Origin of the sequence: Achromobacter xylosoxidans, from assembly GCF_002192695.1 — a bacterium.
Classification (GTDB): Bacteria; Pseudomonadota; Gammaproteobacteria; order Burkholderiales; family Burkholderiaceae_B; genus Achromobacter; species Achromobacter xylosoxidans_C.
The window spans coordinates 44,668-69,092 of the sequence record NZ_MTLG01000001.1 but is presented as its reverse complement, the minus strand read 5'-3'; the positions used below and the strand labels follow the sequence as shown (position 1 = coordinate 69,092).

The 24,425-nt window shown below is 65.0% G+C and carries 23 protein-coding genes; 5 read left to right on the top strand and 18 right to left on the bottom strand.

Annotated features, from left to right (window positions below; translation table 11 throughout):
• Positions 1 to 116: 116 nt before the first annotated feature.
• The 14 genes from BRO63_RS00305 to BRO63_RS00240 all read right to left on the bottom strand — a co-directional run bounded on the left by BRO63_RS00305 (position 117) and on the right by BRO63_RS00240 (position 15,205).
• Positions 117 to 2,204, bottom strand: a complete 2,088-nt coding sequence (locus BRO63_RS00305; protein ID WP_088137995.1) for a primosomal protein N' — start codon at positions 2,202 to 2,204, stop codon at positions 117 to 119.
• 304 nt (positions 2,205 to 2,508) lie between these two features.
• The gene (gene hemE, locus BRO63_RS00300) at positions 2,509 to 3,582 is read right to left on the bottom strand and encodes a uroporphyrinogen decarboxylase (RefSeq protein WP_054455182.1); all 1,074 of its coding nucleotides are present in this window, start codon (positions 3,580 to 3,582) and stop codon (positions 2,509 to 2,511) included.
• A 177-nt stretch (positions 3,583 to 3,759) separates the two neighbouring features.
• A complete protein-coding gene (locus BRO63_RS00295) occupies positions 3,760 to 4,623 on the bottom strand; it encodes a helix-turn-helix domain-containing protein (protein ID WP_256943211.1) in 864 nt (287 codons plus the stop codon).
• Between the two features lie 203 nt (positions 4,624 to 4,826).
• Positions 4,827 to 5,252 (bottom strand): F0F1 ATP synthase subunit epsilon, encoded by a 426-nt coding sequence (locus BRO63_RS00290; RefSeq protein WP_013391134.1) that lies wholly within the window; start codon positions 5,250 to 5,252, stop codon positions 4,827 to 4,829.
• A gap of 9 nt (positions 5,253 to 5,261) precedes the next feature.
• On the bottom strand, positions 5,262 to 6,662 hold the full coding sequence (gene atpD / locus BRO63_RS00285) for a F0F1 ATP synthase subunit beta (RefSeq protein WP_088137993.1): 1,401 nt from the start codon (positions 6,660 to 6,662) through the stop codon (positions 5,262 to 5,264).
• Between the two features lie 43 nt (positions 6,663 to 6,705).
• Positions 6,706 to 7,611, bottom strand: coding sequence for a F0F1 ATP synthase subunit gamma (atpG, locus tag BRO63_RS00280; protein ID WP_088137992.1), 906 nt, complete (start codon positions 7,609 to 7,611; stop codon positions 6,706 to 6,708).
• 98 nt (positions 7,612 to 7,709) lie between these two features.
• The gene (atpA, locus tag BRO63_RS00275; RefSeq protein ID WP_054455187.1) at positions 7,710 to 9,251 is read right to left on the bottom strand and encodes a F0F1 ATP synthase subunit alpha; all 1,542 of its coding nucleotides are present in this window, start codon (positions 9,249 to 9,251) and stop codon (positions 7,710 to 7,712) included.
• Between the two features lie 28 nt (positions 9,252 to 9,279).
• A complete protein-coding gene (locus BRO63_RS00270; RefSeq protein WP_088137991.1) occupies positions 9,280 to 9,819 on the bottom strand; it encodes a F0F1 ATP synthase subunit delta in 540 nt (179 codons plus the stop codon).
• Positions 9,820 to 9,831: 12 nt separating this feature from the next.
• Positions 9,832 to 10,302 (bottom strand): F0F1 ATP synthase subunit B, encoded by a 471-nt coding sequence (locus BRO63_RS00265; RefSeq protein WP_013391129.1) that lies wholly within the window; start codon positions 10,300 to 10,302, stop codon positions 9,832 to 9,834.
• Between the two features lie 144 nt (positions 10,303 to 10,446).
• The gene (gene atpE / locus BRO63_RS00260; protein ID WP_003815363.1) at positions 10,447 to 10,689 is read right to left on the bottom strand and encodes a F0F1 ATP synthase subunit C; all 243 of its coding nucleotides are present in this window, start codon (positions 10,687 to 10,689) and stop codon (positions 10,447 to 10,449) included.
• A gap of 118 nt (positions 10,690 to 10,807) precedes the next feature.
• Complete coding sequence (gene atpB, locus BRO63_RS00255) at positions 10,808 to 11,689, bottom strand: F0F1 ATP synthase subunit A (RefSeq protein WP_013391128.1); 882 nt, start codon at positions 11,687 to 11,689, stop codon at positions 10,808 to 10,810.
• An 82-nt stretch (positions 11,690 to 11,771) separates the two neighbouring features.
• On the bottom strand, positions 11,772 to 12,188 hold the full coding sequence (locus BRO63_RS00250; protein ID WP_088138040.1) for an ATP synthase subunit I: 417 nt from the start codon (positions 12,186 to 12,188) through the stop codon (positions 11,772 to 11,774).
• Positions 12,189 to 12,621: 433 nt separating this feature from the next.
• The gene (locus BRO63_RS00245) at positions 12,622 to 14,172 is read right to left on the bottom strand and encodes a DUF1254 domain-containing protein (RefSeq protein WP_088137990.1); all 1,551 of its coding nucleotides are present in this window, start codon (positions 14,170 to 14,172) and stop codon (positions 12,622 to 12,624) included.
• Between the two features lie 256 nt (positions 14,173 to 14,428).
• Positions 14,429 to 15,205, bottom strand: coding sequence for an enoyl-CoA hydratase (locus BRO63_RS00240; protein WP_088137989.1), 777 nt, complete (start codon positions 15,203 to 15,205; stop codon positions 14,429 to 14,431).
• Between the two features lie 31 nt (positions 15,206 to 15,236).
• On the opposite strand from BRO63_RS00240, the gene BRO63_RS00235 reads away from it, so the two are divergent.
• A complete protein-coding gene (locus BRO63_RS00235) occupies positions 15,237 to 17,015 on the top strand; it encodes a M61 family metallopeptidase (RefSeq protein WP_373557755.1) in 1,779 nt (592 codons plus the stop codon).
• A 476-nt stretch (positions 17,016 to 17,491) separates the two neighbouring features.
• On the opposite strand, the gene BRO63_RS00230 is transcribed toward BRO63_RS00235, so the two are convergent.
• The gene (locus BRO63_RS00230; RefSeq protein ID WP_088137988.1) at positions 17,492 to 18,373 is read right to left on the bottom strand and encodes a LysR substrate-binding domain-containing protein; all 882 of its coding nucleotides are present in this window, start codon (positions 18,371 to 18,373) and stop codon (positions 17,492 to 17,494) included.
• 237 nt (positions 18,374 to 18,610) lie between these two features.
• Between BRO63_RS00230 and BRO63_RS00225 the strand changes: the two genes are divergently transcribed.
• Positions 18,611 to 19,372 (top strand): maleate cis-trans isomerase family protein, encoded by a 762-nt coding sequence (locus tag BRO63_RS00225; protein WP_088137987.1) that lies wholly within the window; start codon positions 18,611 to 18,613, stop codon positions 19,370 to 19,372.
• Between the two features lie 73 nt (positions 19,373 to 19,445).
• On the opposite strand, the gene BRO63_RS00220 is transcribed toward BRO63_RS00225, so the two are convergent.
• The gene (locus BRO63_RS00220) at positions 19,446 to 20,069 is read right to left on the bottom strand and encodes a TetR/AcrR family transcriptional regulator (RefSeq protein WP_256943210.1); all 624 of its coding nucleotides are present in this window, start codon (positions 20,067 to 20,069) and stop codon (positions 19,446 to 19,448) included.
• Between the two features lie 37 nt (positions 20,070 to 20,106).
• Here BRO63_RS00220 and BRO63_RS00215 point away from each other — a divergent pair, with 37 nt between their 5' ends.
• On the top strand, positions 20,107 to 21,183 hold the full coding sequence (locus BRO63_RS00215; RefSeq protein WP_256943209.1) for a DMT family transporter: 1,077 nt from the start codon (positions 20,107 to 20,109) through the stop codon (positions 21,181 to 21,183).
• 20 nt (positions 21,184 to 21,203) lie between these two features.
• Here BRO63_RS00215 and BRO63_RS00210 read toward each other — a convergent pair whose 3' ends face one another.
• The gene (locus tag BRO63_RS00210) at positions 21,204 to 22,133 is read right to left on the bottom strand and encodes a LysR family transcriptional regulator (RefSeq protein WP_088137986.1); all 930 of its coding nucleotides are present in this window, start codon (positions 22,131 to 22,133) and stop codon (positions 21,204 to 21,206) included.
• Between the two features lie 101 nt (positions 22,134 to 22,234).
• Here BRO63_RS00210 and pcaD point away from each other — a divergent pair, with 101 nt between their 5' ends.
• Complete coding sequence (gene pcaD, locus BRO63_RS00205) at positions 22,235 to 23,032, top strand: 3-oxoadipate enol-lactonase (RefSeq protein ID WP_088137985.1); 798 nt, start codon at positions 22,235 to 22,237, stop codon at positions 23,030 to 23,032.
• Positions 23,033 to 23,037: 5 nt separating this feature from the next.
• Here pcaD and BRO63_RS00200 read toward each other — a convergent pair whose 3' ends face one another.
• On the bottom strand, positions 23,038 to 23,940 hold the full coding sequence (locus tag BRO63_RS00200; protein WP_088137984.1) for an NAD(P)/FAD-dependent oxidoreductase: 903 nt from the start codon (positions 23,938 to 23,940) through the stop codon (positions 23,038 to 23,040).
• Between the two features lie 124 nt (positions 23,941 to 24,064).
• On the opposite strand from BRO63_RS00200, the gene folB reads away from it, so the two are divergent.
• On the top strand, positions 24,065 to 24,424 hold the full coding sequence (gene folB, locus BRO63_RS00195) for a dihydroneopterin aldolase (RefSeq protein ID WP_008164827.1): 360 nt from the start codon (positions 24,065 to 24,067) through the stop codon (positions 24,422 to 24,424).
• Position 24,425 lies beyond the last annotated feature (1 nt).

Here is a 24,425-nt window from a genome sequence, read left to right as displayed (position 1 = left end):
CGCGAGAAAAAGGGGACGGGCGCAGCCGCCGCAGCGGGCCTGCCGCGCCGGCGCGATAGAGGAGAAAGATCATAGAACAATCAGATCGACGGCGCATCGGCCCCTGCCGCAATCGATCAGATTTCCAGCGGATCGACTTCCAATTGCCAGCGCACGCGGGCCTCGTTGGCCAGGTATGGCAGGTGGTGCGACCAGGACGCCAGGAAGGCCTGCAGAGCCGGCCGGCTGCTGCTTTCCGCCAGCAGTTGCGCGCGCTCGATATTGGCCACGCGCACCACGCGCAGCGGCACCGGGTCGTACAGCATGATGGCGTCCAGGCCCGGGAAATCGGCAGCCCATTCCCCCTCGGGCAAGGTCCGCGCCCGCTCCAGGAACTCCTGCGCCACTTTCAGTTCGCGCGCCTCGGCGGTCAGCAGGGCCTGGTAGACGAAAGGCGGCAGGCCGGTGCTTTCGCGTTCGTGCAGGGCGTGGCGGGCAAAGCCCGCGTAATCGTGCCGCAGCAGCGCCTGGTAGACCGGCTGCTCGGGGTAGCCGGTCTGTATCAGCACTTCGCCATTGCCCTGGTGGCGGCCGGCCCGGCCCGCCACCTGCATCAGCTGCGCGAACAGGCGTTCCGGCGCGCGGAAGTCGTGCGCGAACAGCATCGAATCCGCATTCAGCACGCCCACCAGTCCCAGCCGCGCGAAATCGTGGCCCTTGGCCACCATCTGCGTGCCCACCAGGATGTCCACTTCGCCCGCGTGCACCGACGCGAACAGCGCCTCGGCGCTGCCTTTCTTGCGCGTGCTGTCGGCGTCGATGCGCAGGATGCGCGCCTCGGGAAACAGTTCCGCCAGATGTTCTTCGACGCGCTGCGTGCCGCGCCCCATGGGCGCCAGGTCCTGGTCGCCGCATTCAGGGCAGGCGCGCGGCACCGGGGCCTGATAGCCGCAGTGATGGCATTGCAGGCGATGGCCGCGGCCATCGGTGCGGTGCAGTACGGTGAACGCGGTGCAGCGCGGGCAATTGCTGACCCAGGCGCAGGACTGGCAATGCAGCACCGGCGAATAGCCGCGCCGGTTCAGGAAGATGAGCGACTGCTCCTTGCGCTCCAGACGCTGCGCGATGGCGTCCAGAAGCTGCGGCGACATGCCCTGCTTCATCTGCAGGCGGCGCGTGTCGATCAGGCGCATGGACGGCAGGCTGCTGGCGCGCGCGCGGCCCGGCAGGGTCAGCCGCAGGTAGCGGCCGCGCTCGGCATGCTGCCAGGTTTCCAGCGAGGGCGTGGCCGAGCCCAGCACCACCGGGATGCCCAGGTCATGGGCGCGCCACACCGCCAGGTCGCGCGCCGAATAGCGCAGGCCGTCCTGCTGCTTGTAGGAGGCGTCGTGCTCCTCGTCCACCACGATCAGGCCCAGTTGGCTCAAGGGTGCGAACACCGACATGCGCGTGCCCAGCAGCATGCGAGCCTCGCCGCGCTGGGCGCGGGCCCAAGCCTGCAGGCGTTCGCCATCGGACAAGCCGCTATGCATGACCGCCAGGCCGTCTGGTCCGACCAGCGCCTCCAGGCGCGCGCGCAACGCGCCCTCCAACTGCGGCGTCAGATTGATTTCAGGCACCATCAGCAGCACCTGGCGTCCGGCGGCCAGCACCTTTTCAGCCGCGCGCAGGTAGACCTCGGTCTTGCCGCTGCCCGTCACGCCATGCAGCAACACGGGCTTGAACCCGTTCAGCGCGCCTATGGTGTCCACCGCCTCGCGTTGGGCGTCGTTGAGTTCCGGCGGCTGGTCGGCCTGGGCCGGCGTACGCGCAACCTTGCGCTTGCGCCCGTCCAGCCGCGCCACCGGTCCGCCGGCCGAGCGCTTGCCCTGGTAAGCCGTGGGCTTGCGCAGCGGCGGCGGCAGCGTGGGCAGCATCACCTCGCCCAGCGGCCGTTGATAGTAGTCGGCGGCAAAGCGGGCCAGGCGCAGCCAGTCCTCGTCGAAGGGCGGCAAATCGTCCAGCACCTCTTCGATCGGCCGGATCTGCTTGGGATCGAAGGACGGCTCGGCCGGGTTATCCACCACCACCCCGATCAGCTTGCGGCGGCCGAACGGCACGATGACCCGCAGGCCCACCGTCACCGGCGCCTCGCTGCGGTAATCGAACGGGCCGGGCAAGGGCACGTCCAGCGCCACCCGCACCCAGCAGACCGCGGGGGTCGTATTCGGCTGCGCTTCAGACATGGGGGCTAGGACGGAGCATGTAGAAGGATGATCCCGGATGATGTCGGCGTGCTCGCTTTTCCGCCTGTGGATAACTTTGGGGAAAAGGCTGGAGCAACATCGAAAATTGGAATTTGACAAGATTGCGCAAACTTACGAAATCTTGTTGAAAACTCTAATTTCATTATTAATAACAATAACTTATTAGAGCTTCCGAGATTGTAAACTAGCATCTAAAGGGTTTTCCCCGAGAGCAATCTTGCTGTGCACAAGTGTCCCCGGGAGCCCTCCTGCTTCGGCCCTGCGGACCGAAGCGTCCACTCACTTACCCCCGCAGCGAACGGCTGTGCTGGTGGACTTCATCCACCAATTCGGCTACGGCTTCTGGCGGAGTAAAGCGGGAAATACCGTGCCCCAGGTTGAACACGTGGCCGCCCTTGCCCACCGGTCCGAAGGCATCCAGCACGCGGCGCGCCTCGGCACGGATGGCGGGTCCGCCGCCGAACAAGGCCATGGGATCCAGGTTGCCCTGGAACGCGACCGAGTCGCCGGTGCGGCGCCGCGCGGCCGCCAGGTCCACCGTCCAATCCAGGCCCACGGCATCGGCGCCGCAAGCGGCGATCTGTTCCAGCCACTGGCCGCCGCCCTTGGTGAAAACGATGGCCGGCACGCGGCGGCCTTCGTGCTCGCGGGTCAGGCCGGCCACGACCTTGCGGGTATATGCCAGCGAGAACTGCTGGAACAGACCGTCGGCCAGCACGCCGCCCCAGCTGTCGAACAGCATCACGGCCTGCGCACCCGCGGCGATCTGCGCGTTCAGGTACTGCAGCGTGGCTTCGGCATTGATTTCCAGAATGCGGTGCAGCAGGTCGGGCCGCGCGTACAGCATGGTCTTGATCAGCCGGTAATCATCGCTGCCCTGGCCTTCCACCATGTAGCAGGCGATGGTCCAGGGGCTGCCGGCAAAGCCGATCAGCGGCACCTTGCCGTCCAGATCGCGCCGGATCGTGCGCACGGCGTCGAACACATAGCGCAGCTTGTCCATGTCCGGCACTTCCAGGCGCGCCACGTCTTCCTCGGTGCGCACCGGGCGGGCGAAACGGGGGCCCTCGCCTTCGGCGAAGTCCAGGCCCAGGCCCATGGCGTGCGGCACGGTCAGGATGTCCGAGAACAAGATGGCCGCGTCCAGGTCGAAACGCTCCAGCGGCTGCAACGTGACTTCCGAGGCGTAGTCCGGGTTCTGAGCGAGGCCCATGAAGGAACCCGCGCGGGCCCGCGTCTGGCGGTACTCGGGCAGGTAGCGGCCGGCCTGGCGCATCAGCCAGATCGGGGTGTAGGGCACGGGCTCGCGCAACAGCGAGCGCAAGAACACATCGTTCTTCAGTACGGAAGCAGACACGACTATCCTCGATGATCGGAAGCCGTGATTTTACTTCCCCTGGCTGACAAGTCGCGGGCCGGCCCCAGCGCCGGACTTGCCCGCGCGCAAGCGCGACGCTTTCGGCACGGGACGGCGCTGCGGCGCCCGGATGGCGGGCCTGCGCGCGCCTGCATGCCGTCGCGCCGCGCCGACGTCTCAGGCCCCCCGCTCCTGCGCGGCCTGCCTGTACGGCGCCGCCTCGATGCCGTGCTTGCGCATCAGCGCCCAGAACGCCCGCCGGTGCTTGCAGCAGGCCCGCGCAGCCTGCGCCACATTGCCGCCGTGGCGCGACAGCGCATGCCTGATGTAGTCGCGCTCGAAACCATCCACCACCCGCGCCTTCGCGATGCGGAAGGATTCGTGCGCGGGCCGGGGATGCGCTTGGCGCATGCCCGACAGGGTCTGCTCGACGAGATCGCGCGACACCCTGGAGCGCAGAAGCGCAGGCCTGGATGCCGCGTCCGCGCCAGCCTGGGAACGCGATTCGCGATAGTCCGTCGTGGGCTCGCGGATCTCCGCGCGCGCCGTGCCGCGCCCCTGCGTGGCGCCGGCCATGCGGCCGAGCCGCACCCGCATGCTCTCCTGGCAGGGGGGCTGGGTCATGAAATCCGACGCGCCCAGGTTCAGCAGGTCTTCGATCGCGGGCGCCTTCATGTCCGAGATCAGCAGCAGCACAGGCGTGGTCAGGACGGCGCCCGCCTGCTGCAGGGCCATGCGCGTCCAGGCCAGCGATGACGGCGCCACCGGCAGGATGCAGCAGTCGTAGCGCCTGAGCGCCACCGCCAGCCTTGCCAGCGCCTGCACGTCCGCTTCCGGGACCTGCGCCTGCGTGTGGGCGTCGGTCTGCGCGGCGACGGCATCCGGGGCCGCAACGCCGGCGGCAGCAAAGCGCACCGGACTCAGTGACACCAGGTGCAACCGCACGCGCATCTGCCTGGCCGGGTGCTGCGCGACCAGGTCGCGCATCGCCCCGTCGTGGCCGGGCGCCACCAGAACCCCGCAATCCAGGATCTCTCGCACGCTTTCCCTCTACGCTTGATTAGGAAAGCTGAAGGCTACTGTTGCAATCGCCGGGCAGCTATTCGTAGTGATCGCATTGCGGCTCGCACAAGGGGAGGCGGGGCGGCCTTTTCCGCGGGGCGGCCATATCCGTGCATGAAAAAAGCGGCCCTGAGGCCGCCTTTTTCGATTCCGGGGCGAACCCCGGGGCACAGCTTCGCCGCTTAGTGCGAACGGCCGCCTTGGCGCAGCTTGCGCGCCGCGATGGCTTGCGCAGCCAGCATGGCGAGTTCCGCTTCGACCACGGCGATGTCCGCCTTGTCCTTGGCATTGGCCAGGGCCTGTTCGGCCTTCTGGCGCGCTTCCAGGGCGCGGGCTTCGTCCAGGTCGGCGGCACGGATAGCCGTGTCGGCCAGAACCGTCACGCTGCCCGGCTGCACTTCCAGAATGCCCCCGGCGACGAAGATGTTTTCCTCGCCTTGGTCGGCACGAACGATCTTGACCGTCCCGGGGCGTATGCGCGAAATCAGCGGGGTGTGGCCGGGCAGAATGCCCAGTTCACCCGCTTCGCCAGGCAGTACCACGAACTTCGCCTCACCGGAGAAGATCGCTTCCTCTGCGCTGACGACATCCACATGCAGGGTAGCCATATCGGTTCCTTATTGCAGTTTCTTGGCCTTCTCGAAGGCCTCGTCGATCGAGCCGACCATGTAGAAGGCCTGTTCCGGCAGCGCATCGCACTCGCCGTTCACGATCATCTTGAAACCACGGATGGTTTCGGCCAGCGGAACGTACTTGCCGGGCGAACCGGTGAACACTTCTGCAACGTGGAACGGCTGCGACAGGAAACGCTGGATCTTACGCGCGCGGGCCACGGCCTGCTTGTCTTCCGGCGACAGTTCGTCCATGCCCAGAATCGCGATGATGTCGCGCAGTTCCTTGTAGCGCTGCAGCGTTTGCTGCACGCCACGGGCCACGGCGTAGTGCTCTTCGCCCACGACTTGCGGGTCGAGCTGGCGGCTGGACGAATCCAGCGGGTCCACGGCCGGATAGATACCCAGGGCGGCGATGTCACGCGACAGCACGACGGTCGAGTCCAAGTGCTGGAAGGTCGTGGCAGGCGACGGGTCGGTCAAGTCGTCCGCAGGGACGTACACGGCCTGGATCGAGGTGATCGAGCCAGTCTTGGTCGACGTGATGCGCTCTTGCAGCTTGCCCATTTCTTCGGCCAGCGTGGGCTGGTAGCCCACTGCCGACGGCATACGGCCCAGCAGTGCGGACACTTCCGTACCGGCCAGGGTGTAGCGGTAGATGTTGTCCACGAAGAACAGGATGTCGCGGCCTTCGTCGCGGAACTTCTCGGCCATGGTCAGGCCGGTCAGCGCCACGCGCAGACGGTTGCCCGGGGGTTCGTTCATCTGACCGAACACCATCGCAACCTTGTCCAGAACGTTCGACTCTTCCATTTCGTGGTAGAAGTCGTTGCCTTCGCGGGTACGCTCACCCACGCCGGCGAACACCGACAAGCCGCTGTGCTGCTTGGCGATGTTGTTGATCAGTTCCATCATGTTGACGGTCTTGCCCACGCCGGCGCCGCCGAACAGGCCGACCTTGCCGCCCTTGGCGAACGGGCACACCAGGTCAATAACCTTGATGCCGGTTTCCAGCAGTTCCACCGACGGCGACAGTTCGTCGAAACGGGGAGCCGGCTGGTGAATGCCACGCTTTTCTTCGTGCTGGATCGGGCCGGCTTCGTCGATGGGACGACCGAGCACGTCCATGATGCGGCCCAGCGTGCCGGTGCCGACGGGCACCGAGATCGGGGCGCCCGTGCCGGTGACCTTCATGCCGCGGCGCAGGCCGTCGCTGGAGCCCAGCGCAATGGTACGCACCACGCCGTCGCCCAGCTGTTGCTGCACTTCCAGCGTCAGACCCTTTTCGGCGAACGAGGAACCCTCGTCGGCCAGGGTAAGCGCTTCATAGATCTTGGGCATTTGATCGCGGGGGAACTGAATATCCACCACGGCGCCGATGCACTGAACGATGGTTCCGTTGCTCATGTCGATTCCTTGCTTGATAGCTTTTGACGGGATGCTGCCTGCCTTAAACGGCGGCAGCGCCCCCTACGATTTCCGAAATTTCTTTGGTGATCGCGGCCTGACGGGTCTTGTTGTAGACCAGTTGCAGATCGCCGATGACCTTCTTGGCGTTGTCCGACGCCGCCTTCATGGCGACCATCCGGGCCGACTGCTCCGAAGCCATGTTCTCGGCCACGGCTTGGTACAGCAGGCCTTCAACGTAACGCTGCAGCAGGTCGTCGATCACGCTACGGGCGTCGGGTTCGTAGATGTAATCCCAGCTGTAGTCCGACTTCACTTCCGAGGTCTTGGCCAGGTTCTCGGCACCCATCTGGTACGGATCATCCAAACCGCTGGCCAGAGGCAGCAGACGCAGGAACAGCGGCTCCTGCTTCATCGTGTTGACGAAGCGGGTCGAAGCCACGTACAGCGCGTCGATGCGGCCTTCCAGGTAGGCGTCCAGCTGCACCTTGATCGCGCCCAGCAGGCGGTCGAGTTGCGGCTTGTCGCCCAGTTGCACTTCCTGGGAAACCAGTTTGGCGCCGATGCGCGTCAGCACGCCCACGCCCTTGTTGCCGAAAGCGGTCGCTTGCACGGCGATGCCGTTCTTCTCGAACTCTTTCAGCTTGCCCAACGTCACGCGGGTGATGTTGGTGTTCAAGCCGCCGCACAAACCCTTGTCGGTCGTCACCATGACCACGCCGACCGCCTTGATTTCGCGTTCGACCAGGTACGGGTGGCTGTACTCGGGGTTGGCCTGCATCAGGTGCGCAGCAATCTCGCGCACCTTGGTGGCGTACGGACGGCCAGCACGCATCCGTTCCTGCGCCTTGCGCATTTTGGATGCGGCGACCATTTCCATCGCCTTGGTGATCTTGCGCGTGTTTTGCACGCTCTTGATCTTGGTTCGGATTTCCTTAATTCCGGGCATTGCGCTTTCCTGTGAAGACTGGCCGATGGGTTCCGCTCGCGCCTCAACCATCCGGGAAGGATGGGTGAGGCGTCGCGGACGCCTAACCCATCACTTTCTTAAAAAGCACCGTGCTTCTTGAATTCCTGGATGGCGGCGGCCAATTCGGCTTCGTCATCCTTGGACAGTTCCTTGGTGTCTTCGATGCGCTGGATCAGGGCCGCATGCTTGGCCTTCAGTTGATCCTTCAGCGACTTCTCGAACGACAGCACTTGGGCCACGTCCACTTCATCCAGGTAGCCGTTGTTGACCGTGTACAGCGTGACGGCCAGTTCCCACACTTGCAGCGGCTGGTATTGCGGCTGCTTGAGCAGTTCCACCACGCGCTTGCCGCGTTCCAGCTGGCGACGGGTCGCGTCGTCCAGGTCGGAAGCGAACTGCGCGAAGGCGGCCAGTTCACGGTACTGCGCCAAGTCGGTACGGATACCGCCGGACAGCTTCTTGACGACCTTGGTCTGAGCAGCGCCACCCACACGCGACACCGAGATACCGGCGTTGATTGCGGGACGGACACCGGCGTTGAACAGGTCGGTTTCCAGGAAGATCTGGCCGTCGGTGATCGAGATCACGTTGGTCGGAACGAAGGCCGACACGTCGCCTGCCTGGGTTTCGATGATCGGCAGCGCGGTCAGCGAGCCGGTCTTGCCCTTGACGGCGCCGTTGGTGAACTTCTCGACGTACTCTTCGTTCACGCGGGCAGCGCGTTCCAGCAGGCGCGAGTGCAGGTAGAACACGTCGCCCGGGTAGGCTTCGCGGCCCGGCGGACGGCGCAGCAGCAGCGACACTTGGCGATAGGCCCAGGCTTGCTTGGTCAGGTCGTCATAGACGATCAGGGCGTCTTCGCCGCGATCGCGGAAGTATTCGCCCATCGTGCAGCCGGCGTAGGCGGCCAGGTACTGCATGGCGGCCGAGTCGGAGGCCGAAGCGGCCACGACGATGGTGTATTCCATCGCGCCGTGCTCTTCCAGCTTGCGGACCACGTTGTTGATCGTGGAAGCCTTCTGGCCGATGGCGACGTACACGCAGGTGACGCCCTTGCCCTTCTGGCTGATGATGGTGTCGACAGCGACGGCGGTCTTGCCGGTCTGGCGGTCGCCAATGATCAGTTCGCGCTGGCCGCGGCCGATCGGCACCATCGAGTCGATAGCCTTGATGCCGGTTTGCAGCGGCTGCGACACCGAGCGGCGGGCGATAACGCCAGGCGCCACTTTTTCGATGATGTCGGTGGCCTTGGCGTTGACCGGGCCCTTGCCGTCGATCGGCTCGCCCAGCGTGTTGACCACGCGGCCTTTCAGTTCGGGACCGACCGGAACTTCCAGAATGCGGCCGGTCGTCTTGACCTGGTCGCCTTCGGAAACGCCGGTGTAGTCGCCGAGAATAACGGCGCCGACGGAATCACGCTCGAGGTTGAGCGCCAGACCGAAAACGTTGTTGGGGAATTCGAGCATTTCGCCCTGCATCACGTCGGACAAGCCGTGGATGCGGGTAATACCGTCGGTCACGGACACGACGGTGCCCTGAGTACGGACATCAGCCGAAGCGCCCAGGCCCTCGATGCGGCTCTTGAGCAGTTCGCTGATCTCGGAGGGATTGAGTTGCATATTGACTCCTGGAATCCTGTTAGTTGCCTTAAGCGGCGAGCTGATCGCGCATGCGGGCCAATTGGGCTTGTACGGAAGTATCGAGCACCTGGTCACCGACGGCCACGCGCACGCCGCCGATCAGCGACGGATCAACGGTGACGCTGGGCTTGAGCTTGAGGCCAAATTTTTGTTCGAGCGCGGTGACCAGCTCTTTGACCTGGGCATCGCTCAGCTCGAACGCGCTGGTGATTTCCGCCTGCGCCGTGCCGTCGTGACGATTCCGCAGCACCGCGAATTGCGCGGCGATGTCGGGCAGCAGCAGCAGCCGGTCGTTTTCGACCAGCAGCTCGATGAAATTGCGGGCGGCTTGAGGCAGTTCGGCCTTTACCAGGCCGGAGAACAGCTCGACGCGCTGCTTGTCGCCCAGACGCGGGTCGGCCATGGCCTCGCGCACGTCGGGGTTGGAGGCGACCTGAGCCAGTTCGCTGACCAGGTCGGACCAGGCCGGCAAGCCGGCCTTGTCGTCGCGCGCCGCGCTGAAGAGCGCTTCAGCGTAGGGCCGGGCAACAGTGGAAAGTTCAGCCATGGCGGTCCCGGATTAAAGCTGCGCGCGGAGCTGGTTGAGCAGCTCGGCGTGTGCGCGGGCGTCAACCTCGCGCTTGAGGATCTGTTCAGCACCCTTGACGGCCAGCGCAGCGACGTCGTCGCGCAGCAGGTCGCGGGCGCGCTGGACTTCCTGCGCGGCATCCTGGGCAGCCTGCGCCACGATGCGGGCGCGTTCGGCTTCCGCTTCACGGCGGGCCTGCTCGATCAGGGAGGCGGCTTGCTTCTCGGCCTCGATGATGCGGGCGTGGTTTTCGGACTTGGCAGAAGCCTCGATCAGACTGACGCGCGCCTGGGCTTGAGCCAAATCGGCTTTGCCCTTCTCGGCGGCGGCCAGGCCGTCGGCGATTTTCTGGCGGCGCTCGTCCATCGCCTTCGTCAGGGGAGGCCACACGAATTTCATCGTGAACCAGCCAAGAACGAAGAACACGAGCATCTGGAAAATGATCGTCGCGTTCAGATTCACGGTCGTTCCTTTAACACCTTGCGGCTCCGACCGCACCCGGAAAGGGGCGTCACGGAGCACTCGATACTTTGCTAGGCGGCGACGGAGCTTGCACCCTCATCGCCGCCAGCGTCATGACCCGCCTTTTCGCCGGCGGGCGGTGCCTTATCCGACGAACGGATTGGCGAAGGCGAACAGCATGGCAATACCCACGCCGATCAGGAATGCCGCGTCGATCAGGCCAGCCAGCAGGAACATCTTCGTTTGCAGAGCGTTCATCAGTTCAGGCTGACGAGCCGAGGCTTCCAGATACTTGCCGCCCATCAGTGCGATGCCGATGCAAGCGCCGATAGCGCCCAGACCGATGATAAGACCGCATGCGAGGGCAACGAAAGCGACGTTGGTCATGACAACTCCTTGGTTAGAAATCTGAAGTCAAAAATTGAAAAATAAGGGGTACTGCTCAATGCAAGATAATCTTGCTATCCCGAGCTGGCCGGGTGGCCAGCTCGGGAAATTCGGGGGATCAGTGGCCTTCGTGAGCCTGGCCGAGGTACACCAGCGTCAGCATCATGAAGATGAAGGCCTGCAGCAGAACGATCAGGATGTGGAAGATCGCCCAGATGGAGCCGGCCAGGATGTGACCGATGCCCAAGCCGATGCTGGCGCCGTTGAAGCCGGTCCAGGCGCCGCCCAGCAGGGCGATCAGCATGAAAATCAGTTCGCCGGCGAACATGTTGCCGAACAACCGCATGCCCAGCGACACGGACTTGGCGGCATATTCGATCAGGTTCAGCAGCAGGTTGAACGGGGCCAGCACGATGGCGCCGATGCCGTGCGCGTGGAACGGCGCGGTGAACAGTTCCTTGACGAAGCCGCCCGGGTGCTTGATCTTGATGCCGTAGTAGAACATCAGCAGCAGCACGCCCAGCGACATGCCCATCGGCACGTTCAGGTCGGCGGTCGGCAGAATGCGGTGGTAGTAGAGCGGGTCGCCGTGCTCAGCACCCAGGCCGGTCAGGCGCCAGATGGAAGGCAGCAGGTCCACGGGCAGCAGGTCCAGCGCGTTCATCAGGATGATCCAGAGGAACACGGTGAGCGCCAGCGGGGCGATGAAAAGACGGCTCTTGGCGTTGTGGACGATGCCCTTGGCCTGATCGTCGACCATGTCGACGATCATTTCCACGAAGGCCTGGAAGCGGCCCGGCACGCCGTTGGTGGCGCGGCGCGCAGCGCGCCACAGGAAGAAAATGACGATCAGACCCATCAGGCCGGACCAGAACAACGAGTCGTAATTGATGATGTCGAACTGAGCAATAGCGCTCTGTTTCTCACCGGTATTGTTCAGATGCACCAGGTGGTGCTGAATATACGCGGACTGAGGCGACACGTCGCTGGCAGCAGCCATTTGAATCCTACCCTATTTGCTGTGCCCGGCCCTTGCGAGCCGGACGATTCCACGATTTCGTTTGCCGCAAACCTGCTCGGCGCTATGACAACTTGCGGAACATCAAGAGCAGGAGATAGCCCTTCAATGTGAGTATCAGACCGAACAGCGCGGCAGGCCATACGAGGCTGTCCTGCGCCACACGCGAAAGCAGCCACAACAGCAGCGCCGTTGCGAACAACTTGATCAACTCACCAGAGAGAAAGGTAAAGGGACTGGCTTTACCGGCCCGTACGCTGACAGCAAGGCGCAATGCGAACAACGCATTGGGAATGAAATACGCTCCCGCCCCCGCCAACGCCGACCAACCTGCCGTCGCCCCTCCGACAACCCCCGCAATTACTGCTGCTGCGAGCCCCATGGCACCTTGCGCAGCCAATGCCAACAGGAGCCCGCGGCTAGCTTGAGCATTCAGCGCCGCGCGATCCGCGTCACTGAGAACCAGAACTTTATCCGTCATGTCGTGGTCAAACACTGCTTGCTGCTGACCATGACCTTCAACCGGACCCTGCCGCACTTCCTGCTGCATGGAGTTCTGTTGCATCAAACTTCCTCGCTTTGCTTCTTTGCCCCTATCAGAACCGGCGCGTCCCGCTGCCCGTAGCTGCCCCCATAGCCAGCGCTAGTTCGTTGATTTCAAAAGCTTCATCAACGATCCGCCCGCTACTTGTCAGCCGCTACGTGTTCTTATCCCGCAAGCGTCAAACCCGCAGAGTATAGCGTGATTCTTTTTACCCTAGCAAATGAACTTTCGGCAGTTTGTAAGGCGCAAACAACGCTTCGATCGGACAAAATTAGGGACGCGAATCGACCTCGCAGCATGATGCGCAAACCCTGCCCAATGAAGCGCGGCCTCCACCATGGAGGCCGCGCTTTATACCATCAAAGCAGGATCAGTCTTCCTTGACCGGCGGCGGCGCCCACAGTCCGTCCAGCGCCGTATCCTGCGGCGAATACAGCCGCATGCTGAGCAGGAACGGCGCATCGGCCGCCGGCGAGGCGATCCAGTTCGAGCGCTTGCGTTCACCCGGGTCGCGGCGCTGGATGTAGATGTCCAGCGAACCGTCGGCGTTGTACTTCAGGCCGTCGGTACTGCGCAGCACGTAGCGGTTGGCCGGATTGTCGGCGAAGCCGTGCTTCTCGTCATACACGTGCAACGACCAGAAGGCGTTGACCGGAGGCAGCTGCCCCTTGTCGAAGTGCAGCACGTAGTCTTCGTTGGAATTCAGCGCGCGCCCCTTGGAGTCGGACACCGTGACCGGGTACAGCACGTCTTCCGGCGTCGGCGCGCCCAGGCCGGCATAGGCGATGGCAGCGCGGCGCGTGTAGTCGGTGCCATAGGTGCCGATGCCGGACAGCACGGTGCTCCAGCCGTTCATGGGCGTACCCAGGCGCGACACGCCATCAGCGATGCGCCGGCCCGCCAACGGCTGGGCCTGCGCCAGCGCCTGCTGCACGGCGGGACTCAGGCGGCCATACGAGAACGGCTGGCGACTGTCCAGGCCGATGCGGCGCATGCGGTCCAGAATGGGCGTGTCGTTGGCGTGCGGCGGGTTGTTGCGCATCACGTCGAAGAACAGCGTGAAGAACGACGCCGCGTCCATGCCGGCGGCTTGCTCGGCCGGCGTGCCGTCGGGCACCGTCACGGGCATGGGCGGCGGCAGGTCGCTGCCGATCGGCGCCGAGCCCACGCCGGGTCCGGTCTGCGGATAGGCACTGCGGGAGTTGCGGCTGGCGGCGGGGCGAACCATGGCCGGCGCGGCCATCGGGCTAGCGGTCATGCCGGCCTGGATCTGATTGACGGCGGCGTAGTCCTGCGGGCCGCCCGCCTGGGTCCAGCCGATCAGCCAGCCGGTGGCGGTGGGGCTGTGGATCACGTCCATGCCAGGCGGCACACTGCCCTGCCAGCCGGGGCCGACGATGGCGAAGGACTGGGCGCCGTTGCCGTTGGTGCGCGTGCCGCGCGAGGCGAACACGTCGCTCCACATGTCCAGGGCCGACAGCACCATATAGCGGTCGCCGGTCGCGGGCAGGTTCACGATCAGCGGCGTCCGCGACACGTCGAACCACAGGCTGGAGTACAGCGCATCGGCGCTGGGCCATGGCACGTCGCCCGCGCGCGGATCCGGGAAGGCGGCCTTGTGGCCGAACTGGTTCACCGGCGCCTTGCCGTCCAGCGGCGTCTGCACGGCCGTGGCCTTGCGGCGGGCCAACTCCATCAGGACCATCGGATACGCATAGACATAGGCGTCGATGGCGACGTCGCGCAGCTCTTGTTCGCTCATCTGCGACGCCGGCGCGGAGGCGGCGGGATACGGCGTTTCGGACACCAGGCGCAAAGTGGGACGCGGCGATTGCGCCTGAGTCGCGGTGAAGAAGCAGGCGCTGAGCGCGCCGGCAAGAACCGCGGCGGACCAGCGGCGGGTAGCGATGGATGTACGCATGCAAGGCTCCTTATTGGTTTTGTCTGCAAGCGAGCCGCCGCGCCGGGCTTGCCAGTTCGGGCAAGCCTCTCTGGCGCGGCACCTCACGGTGACGCCTTTTCAGGATAGGACCGAACTCTGCAACAAGGTGCTGCCGAACCGTTTCAAGGCGCAACGCCTCATGGCGTCCGGGCGCACGCGAAAAAAAGCGCGCCCTGGGAGGGCGCGCGGGGCAAATCTCAACGGGCCCGGGCTTGCCGCCCGGCCGTAACAAGGATTAACGGTGTTTGAAGTCCGGTTTGCGCTTCTCGGTGAACGCGGCCATGCCTTCCTTCTGGTCTTCGGTCGCGAACAGCGAATGGAATACGCGGCGCTCGAACAGCAGACCTTCGTTGAGCGAGCCTTCGAAGGCGCGGTTGACGCATTCCTTGGCCATCATGACCGACGGCAGGGACATGGAGGCGATCACGGTGGCCGCGTCCATGGCTTCTTCCATGAGCTTGTCGGCCGGCACCACGCGCGACACCAGGCCGGCGCGTTCCGCTTCCTCGGCGCCCATCATGCGGGCGGTCAGCGCCAGGTCCATGGCCTTGGCCTTGCCCACCGCGCGCGGCAGGCGCTGGGTGCCGCCGGCGCCCGGGATCACGCCCAGCTTGATTTCGGGCTGGCCGAACTTGGCGGTGTCGGCGGCGATGATGATGTCGCACATCATGGCCAGTTCGCAGCCGCCGCCCAGGGCGTAGCCGGCCACGGCGGCGATCACGGGCTTCTTGATGCGCTTGAGCGTTTCCCAGTTGCGCGTGATGTACTCGCCGCCATACACGTCCATGTAGGACCAGTCTTTCATGGCGCCGATGTCGGCGCCGGCGGCAAAGGCCTTTTCGCTGCCGGTGATGACCACGGCGCCGATATCGGCATCCGCTTCGAACGCAAGCAGGGCCGCGCCGAGCTCATCCATCAGTTGATCGTTCAAGGCGTTCAGGGCCTTGGGACGGTTCAACGTCAGCAGGCCGACGCGGCCCCGGGTTTCGACCAGCACAAACGACTCGCTCATTGATGTCTCCGAATAAGTATGAAAGTAAGATATGGCCATGGAAAAAGACAACGCTCTGCCGCTACTTTACCGCCTCGCGCCCCACGATCCGGCCGGACACCGCTACCGGATAACCCTAAGCATCGCAGCGCCCTCCCCCGACGGCCAGCGCCTGTCGCTGCCGGCCTGGATTCCGGGCAGCTATCTGATCCGCGATTTCTCGCGCCAGATCGAATCGCTGGCGGCCTATTCAGGCACGCGGCGCGTGCCTGTCGAGAAGATCGACAACCATACCTGGCAGGCCGCGCCCTGCGAGGGTCCGCTGCGGGTGGAGTATGAGGTCTATGCCTGGGACCTGTCGGTGCGCGGCGCGCATCTGGACGAGACCCACGGTTTTTTCAACGGCACCAGCGTGTTCCTCCGGGTGCATGGCCAGGACCACCTGCCCTGCCTGGTGGACCTGGCGCCGCCCCGCGCCATGCCGGACTGGAAGGTCTACACCAGCCTGCCGGAAGCGCGCGGCCACAAGGGCGCCGCGCGCCGCCACGGTTTCGGGCTGTATTTGGCGCCGGACTATGACGCGCTGATCGATCATCCGGTGGAAATGGGCACGCCGCAGGTGTCGAGCTTTGTGGCGCATGGCGCCGAACACGAGCTGGTGTTCACCGGCGTTGCGCCCAACCTGGACTTGGCGCGGATCACGGAAGACGTGCGCAAGATCTGCGAAACACAGATTGCGTTCTTCGAGCCGCGCAGCAAGCGCGCGCCTTTCCTGGACAGCTCCGACCGCTATGTGTTCATGACCATGGTCACGGGCGACGGCTATGGCGGGCTGGAGCATCGCGCCAGCACGGCGCTGATGACGGCGCGCAAGGATCTGCCGGTGATGGGCCAGCAAGGCCAGGGCGAAGGCTATCGCGGCTTTCTGGGCCTGGTGAGCCACGAGTATTTCCATACCTGGAACGTCAAGCGGATCAAGCCTGACGCCTTTGTTCCCTACGATCTTTCGCAGCCCGACCTGACGCGCCTGCTATGGGTGTTCGAAGGCTTCACGTCCTATTACGACGATCTGCTGCTGTTGCGTTCGGGCGCGATCACGCAGCCCGACTATCTGCGCCTGCTGGCCAAGACCATCACCAGCGTGGCGCGCACGCCGGGTCGGACGAAGCAGTCCGTGGCGGAGAGTTCTTTCGATGCCTGGACGCGCTATTACAAGCAGGATGAGAATTCGCCGAACGCGCTGGTCAGCTATTACACCAAGGGTGCGCTGGTGGCGCTGGGACTGGATCTGCTGATCCGCCGGGAAACGGGTGGCGCGCACTCGCTGGACGATGTGATGCGTCTGCTGTGGAGCCGCTATGGGCGCGACTTCTATCAAGGCAAGCCGCAAGGGTTGCCGGAGGACGGACTGCCGGCGCTGATTCGTGAAGCCACCGGTGTGGATACGCGGCGCTTCATCGCGCGCCATGCCTACGGGACGGCGGATGTGCCGCTGGCGGAGCTGCTGGAGCCGCAGGGCATCACGCTGCAATGGAAGACGGCGGCCAATATTCCTTCGCTGGATGCGCGTACGCGCAAGCAAGAGGAATCGCTGGTGCTGGCGACGGTGCTGGAGGGCGGCGCGGGGCATAAGGGCGGGTTGTCGGCGGGGGATGTGCTGGTTGCGGTGGACGGCTTGCGGGTGGATGCGCCGGCGGGGCTGGAACTGCTATTGGCGCAGTACCGGGCGGGGGATCGCGTGACTGTGCATGTGTTTCGGCGGGATGAGTTGAGGGCGTTCCGGGTGCGGCTGGGTGCGCCGGAGGCTTTGGATTGCGTGTTGACGGGCTGAGTTGTTTTGCTTTGCTTGGTTTTCTTGGGACCGTCTTTTTGTGAGACGGTCCCCTTGTTTTTGGGGCCGGTCTTTGTGTTCTTAAGACGCCTGGCGCGGCGGCCCGGCCGGTGGCGCGGGGCAACGATTGCGGTCCGGAGCGTTCGCTCCGGACTGCCCCTGCGTCATCCTCGTCCGCCTTCGGCTCCCTACGGATTCCCTTGGGCTTATCGACGCCCCGCGCCACCGGCCGGGCCGCCGCGCCAGGCTGTGCTGTTTGAATCTTCTCGGGCGCTGGGGCGAGTTGTTTGCTTGGGGTTCTCGCCTCGGTCTGGGCAAATGACGAAGATCTTGCGGGGTTCGCCCCAGGGCGGCCGCGCGGGCGGCCTTCTGGGGCTTATTCGGTGTCTTGCGATTGGTGATGGCGCTGCGCGTTGGTTGAGGCTGCTTCTGAATTTGGCGGGTCTCTCGGCGCGTCGAATGAACGCTTGCGGTTGTCACTCTTCCTTCATTTGCGCCGCTGTCTGCAAGAACGTATCCAGCGCGCGTCGCCTGCCTTGCCGGCGGCTAACGGCGTAGACCATGGCGCGCGCGATGTTGGCGGGCAACGTGCAGACGGCAATGCGGTCGGTTGCGTGGCGGCAGGTGGAACGCGGCACCAGGGCCACGCCCAGGCCTGCGGCAACCAGCGCCAGCTGGGCCGGGACTTCGGCGACGGTTTGCGCCGCGGACAGGGGCAGGCCGGCGCGGGCGCAGGTTTCGGCCAGGGTGCGGGCGAAGGCGGAGGTATCCTGGCGCAGCATGACGAACGCTTCGCCCGCGAGGTCGCTCAGTTCCAGCCGCTTGCGGGCCGACAAGGGGTGGCCCTTGGGAAGCACGGCCACGACGGGATCGGGCCATAGCGGCATGGACTGCAGTTCCTCGTCATCGACGGCGGTGCGGGAGATGCTGACGTCGATGCGGTGTCCGCGCAGCGCATCCAGTTGCGCGGCCGGGTTCATCTCGTTGAGCAGGACAGAGACCTGAGGATGGGACGCCTTGTAGCGGGCGATCAAGGCCGGCACCGGACCCATGAAGTGCGAACCGGACAGCCCTACCTCGATGCGGCCCGCCAGGCCCTGGTCCACGGCGCGGACGCGCACGGTGGCGTCCTTGAGGCTGGCGAGCAAGGCGCGGACGTCGTTCAGGAAGGCTTCGCCTGCCTCGGTCAGGGTGACGCGGCGGTTGTTGCGGTCGAACAGCTTGACCTCGAGTTCGCGCTCCAGCTGGGCGATCTGCAGGCTGAGCGGCGGCTGCGAGATATGCAGGCGCGCCGCGGCCCGGGTGAAGTTCAATTCTTCGGCCAGCACGGCGAAATAACGGAGTTGGCGGATTTCCATGGCGGCCAGTTATTTGGGAAAGATATCAAACCAGATAAAAACTATATTGGAAAATATCGTTCCCGGCGACCAGAATAAGTCCTGCCATAGAGCACACGACAACATCCGGGGACTCGCCAAGAGACCAGCGCCTGCCGCCGCAGGCAGCGCCACCGGCTGATATCCGCATTTCGCATTGCCGGCTTCGCGCGCTCCGCTGCGCGGCCGGCCCTCTTACGCCTTTCGAGGAGCATCGCCATGACCGCATCCCCCCGCGCCCTGCGCATCGGCCAGATCGTCCCCAGTTCCAACACCACCATGGAAACGGAGATCCCGGCCATGCTGCGCTTGCGCGAGACCATCGCGCCGGAGCGCTTCACTTTCCATTCCAGCCGCATGCGCATGAAGCAGGTGACGGCGGCGGAACTGGCGTCGATGGACCGGGAGTCGGACCGTTGCGCGCAGGAACTGTCCGATGCGCGCGTGGACGTGCTGGGCTATGCCTGCCTGGTGGCGATCATGAGCCAAGGACTGGGCTATCACCGCGTCTCGCAGGAACGCCTGCACCAGGCCACGGTGGACAACGGCGCGCCGGCGCCGGTGATCTCCAGCGCGGGCGCGCTGGTGGAAGGCCTGCACGCCATCGGCGCGCGCAAGGTCGCGATCCTGACGCCCTACATGAAGCCGCTGACCAAGCTGGTGGTGGACTACATCGAGAACGAAGGCATCGAGGTACAGGACAGCCTGTCGCTGGAGATCCCCGACAACCTGAAGGTCGGGGCTCAGGATCCGATGGCGCCGGCCAGCCATGTGGATCGCCTGAACACGCGCGGCGTGGACGCGGTGGTGCTGTCCGCCTGCGTGCAGATGCCGTCCCTGGCGTCGATCCAGCCGGTACAGGATCGCCTGGGGCTGCCGGTGGTGACGGCCGCCGCGGCCACCGTCTACCGCATGCTGAAGGTGCTGGACCTGGAAGCGCGCGTGCCCAACGCGGGCGAGCTGCTGACGGGCAAGTACTAGTCACGGCGGCCGCTAGCCCATGGGCTCACCCGCTGACATCACACCGGGTGAGCCAGGTTGCGGCGCTTGTCACTTACGACGCTTGATCCCGGCGGACGACAATGTCCGCCAAGTTGCGGCTCAATGCGCGCAATTGCTTGGGGTCATGATAGACCCGCTCCATCACCGCGAGCCCTCTGGTGAATGCGATGACGATTTGCGCCGCCTTGTCAGGATGCGTGGTCAACGATTCACGGATCCCCGGGCGTGACAGCGCGGCGGCGACCGCTGCCTGAAGCTGCTCCAGCAGCGACCTCACCTTCTCGCGCACCTCTGCTCCAAGCAACCCGACCTCGATCGCGGTCTTCGTCGTGAAGCAGCCCTTGGGCGGATCGTCTGCCGTCATGCTCGCAATGGAGACATCGAAAAAGCGCTGCAGCGCCTTTTTTGCAGAAGGCGCATCCAAGGCCGCGCGCGACTCGGCCAGGACGCGCTCCACATGCCGGTCAAGGGCCAGAAGAAACAACTGTTCCTTGTCTCCGTAGGCATGGTAGAGCGAACCCCGCTGGACGTTCGCGGCGCCAGCCAGATCCGCCATGGACGCGCCCTGCCAGCCCTTGGCCCAAAAAACCTCCAGCACCTTTTCAAGCACGGCGTCTTCATCGAACTGCCTGACCATGACCATATAACCAAAGTCCTCTGAAAACATCGTTGACATTGATGTCAACAATGACTAGCCTGTCAACATTGACACATTGATCAATTATAACGGCGGCAAACCCGGCAGTTTCGTCTCATCACGCCGTAGACGAAGCACCGCATCCGCCTTTTCTGCGGTGACGATGATCGAGCCCGCCGCCAAGAGTTTGTCCCTTCAGGGGGTGACGACAATGGAAGCACAGAGCTTGGTTGAGCGCCGCCCCCCCGACGGCGCCAGCGCTTCTGCCAGGGCGGGATGGGCGGCAGTGCTCGCCGCCGCCTCCCTGTGGGGAACGACCGGCCTGGTGTTCCAGGCCTTGGGCACGGGCGGTGGAGCCGACGCGGTGTCGATCGGTTTCTTGCGGCTCGCCCTCTCGGTTCCTTTCCTTATGCTGATGGCGCGCGCCCATGCGGGAGCCTGGCTGCCCTCCCTTGCGCCGAAGGGGCTATTTGCCCTAGTCGCACTCGGCATCAGCATGGCCTTCTATCAATTGACATACGTGCTTGCGATTGAACGGGTGGGCGTGGCTATCTCGGTGCTCATCAGCATTTGCGGAGCACCGATATTTGTGGCGTTGATCTCGGTGCTGTGGTTCCGAGAACCGTTTCATGTCAGAACGCTGGTGGCGCTGGCGGCCGCTCTCGTCGGCACGGCACTGCTGGTAGGCCTGCCGTCGGACCTGAATCCCGATGCCTACCGGTTTTGGACTGGCGTCGCGATCGCGGTCGCGTGCGCCCTTTTCCAAGCGTTTTACGTCCTTGCGGCGCGAGCGGCCGGGCAAGTGTGCAGCCCGATGCATGCCGGCGGAATTGGCTTTGCAATAGGAGCATTGGCACTGATCCCATTCTGGCCCGCGGAGGGGTTGCACCTTGCCTACCCAGTGAACGGCTGGCTGTTGCTGCTGTATGTCTCGGCCGTGCCCACGGCGCTCGCGCAAACGCTGTTCCTGCAAGGCATAAAAGGCACCGGAGCGATAGGCGGCGCAATCGCGAGCTTGATGGAACCCCTAGTGGCAACCATATTGGCCGTCGTTGTCTTGCATGAGCCTTTGACCGGATACAGCGTGCTGGGCGCGTTGATCCTGTTGAGCGGGATCGTCATCATCCAATGGACGCCGAGGAAGCCGCGATGAACATGCAGACCGGGCGCCAGTCAGCCGCTCCTGGTCTTTGAGGCGGCCAGGGCGCGGCGCAAGGCCGGTGCCGCATCCTGCAAGTATCGCCACAAGCGGTTGGAGACCGGGCCCTGCGCTCGATCCGTGCGCCGCGCGGCGACCAATTCTTCGACACTGCCCGGCAGATGGCGGTTGGCGATGGAAAGCAGGCTGCCGTCATGCAACTCGTCTTCGATGAGAAAGCGCGGCATGTGGCCCCAGCCCATGCCTTGCAGGATGATTTCCTTCTTCATCAGCTGGTCCGCCACCGTGCACTGGCGCGCGCCTGCTACCGTGAAGTAGTCCTGCGCTGGCGAGTGCCTGGCGGTATCCCGCATGACGCATTGGGTGTAGTCGCGCAGTTGCATGGGCTTGAGCGCGCGCGGCACGGGTTCGCGCAGAAAGCCTGGCGCCACCACGGGCACGAACGGCACCTTCGCCAGATCCACCCATTCGAGGCGGTCGTCGTTCTTGTCGACGCGATGCAGGATCAGGTCGGCATCGCCGTCGTAGAGGCGTTCCAGCGGCCCGGACACGGCCTCGAAATGCAGGTCCAGGCGCGTGGCCGGGCAATCCGAGAAAAAGCGGCTCAGGAGGCCCAGCACGTAGGGGCGCGGACAGAAATCGCCGATCACGATGCGCAGCTCGGTTTCCTCGCCCATGGCCAGTTGCTCGGCGTGCGCGCGCAAGGCGGTCAGCTCGCGCAGCAGCGATTGCGCGCGGGCGTGGAAGGACTGTCCCGCGGCCGTCAGGCTCACGCGGTAGCCGCCACGGTCCAGCAAGGCCAGGCCCAGTTGCCGCTCCAGCTTGGCCACGGCGGCGAATACGGCCGGATGCGAACGGTGCAGCGTCGCCGCGGCCGCCTGGAAGCCGCCGGCGCGCGCCACCGCATCGAAGCACTGGAGATCGTGTAGCGTGAATTCGCTCATGTCTGTTTTTCCGACAATGATTGTGCGAACTTTGTAATTTTTTCTTGAACGGCGCGCAACTACGATTTGCCTCACACCCGACCATCAAGAGGCAAACCATCATGCAAGACATTTCCTGGTTCACCGCCGGCGACGGCGCCCGCATCGCCTACCGTTTTGACGGCGCAGCCAACCTGCCCACGCTGGTGCTGGCAAACTCCATCGGCACCACGCTGCATATGTGGGATGCGCAGATTCCCGCGCTGATCCGCCACTTCCGCGTGCTGCGCTACGACTACCGCGGCCATGGCGCTTCCAGCGTGCCGCAAGGCCCGTATTCGCTGGACCGCCTGGGCCGGGACGTGCTGGAGCTGATGGACGGGCTGGGCATCGAGCGTGCGCATTTCCTGGGCTTGTCGCTGGGCGGCATCGTCGGCCAGTGGCTGGGCGTGCATGCGCCGCAGCGCGTCGGCCGGCTGATCCTGAGCAACACCTCGGCCTATCTGGGACCCACACCGCAATGGGACGAGCGCATCGCCGCCACGCTGCGGGCAGACGATATGTCGGAAACCGCTGAGACCTTCCTGAAGAACTGGTTTCCCGCGTCCTGGCTGCAGGATGGCAACTCCGCCATCGAGCCGTTCCGCGCCGTGCTGCTAAACACCGACAAGCATGGCCTGGCGAGCGCGTTCGCCGCCGTGCGGGACTTCGACCTGCGCCGGACCATCGTCCTGATTCCCAATCCGACTCTGGTCATCGCCGGTCAGCACGACACGGTCACGGCGGCCAGCCATGGCGAGCAGATCGCCGCCGCCATTCCGGGCTCCAAACTGTTGACGCTGCCCGCCGTGCATCTGACGAACGTCGAACTGCCGGACGCGTTCGAGGAGGCTGTCCTGTCGTTCCTGCTGGAAGCCTGAGCGCCCTACTCCGCGCCGCGCTCCCAGCGGCGCTGGATGGCCTTGGCCGCCACCACGCCGTCGGCCATGGAGGTGACCACGCAAGGATGCATGCGGTGCGCCACCTCGCCCACGGCGTAGATGTCGGGCACGCTGGTCTCGGCGGTGGCGAAGTCCGTGCGGATGTAGCCGCGTTCGTCGCGGGCCAGATGCAGGCTGTCGGCAAAGCCGGCCTGGGGCTCCCAGCCGTAGAAGACCAGGATCAGGTCGTACTGCTTGCCGTCCACGCTGCGGGTGGCGGGGTCCACCTTGTACGGTCCGATGTGCACGCCTTCGCGGCCGGCGCGCGTCACCCATTGCTGCTGGGCGCGGACGCTGCGGGCATGGAGATGCACGCTGCGGGCGCCGCGGTTGCGCACGTAGACGTAGTTTTCGAAGGCGTTGTCGCCGCCGCCCAGCACCGCCACCGACAGGCCCGAATAGTCCTGCGCCACGATGGGCGAGCCCGGGCCGATCAGCACGCCAGGCCAGGAGGCGCCGGGCGGATGGTCGGGCAGCCCCTTGGCGCGCACGCCGGAGGCGATTACCAGGGTGCGCCCGCGCACCAGGGATTCGGCGCCGTCGGCGCCCGCCAGCGTGGCCTCGATGCCGCCCTTGCAGGGACGCACCCCGGTTACGCGGGTTTCCAGCCGCAGCGGCACGCCGGCGGCGCGCACGCTGGCGTCGATGTTGGCGGCCACCTGCTGGCCGGTCACGCCGGGCAGCACGGCGATCCAGTCGTCGGCGAAGGGATTGTCATTGCCCAGCCCGCCCAGCCGGGGGCCAGCCTCGACCAATAGCGGGGACAGGCCCAGGCGCGCCAACCACAGGGCGCAGGAGGCGCCGGCCGGGCCGCCGCCTACAATGACCGAATCGTGCATCTGTTGCATTTCACCCCTTATTGACTGCGCCGGCGCCTCGCGGACGCCCGGACATGGCCGGATTGTAGCCAGCGCGCCGCCCCCGTTCCGCTGTCGCCTTACAATTCCGGGCTACCCCACCCAGGTTTTCATCATGCCTACACGCCGCATCATTCTTTCCGGGCTCGCGCTCGACGCCCGCATCGGCATCCTCGAGCACGAGCGCCGCGCCACCCAGCCCCTGCATGTCGACGCCGACTTCGACGTGGACATCCAGCGCTCGGTCGACGACCACGACATCCACAGCGTGCTCGACTACCGCCGCCTGCGCGAGGCCATCGTGGAAGAATGCACCCAGGCTCACGTGAACCTGATCGAAACCCTGTCGGAACAGGTCGCGGCGCGCCTGTTGGCCGACTTCCAGGAAATCCGCGCGCTGCGCCTGCGCATCAGCAAGCCCATGGCCTTTTCCGACTGCGCGGCGGTAGGCGTGGAAATCCAGATCACGCGTTGAC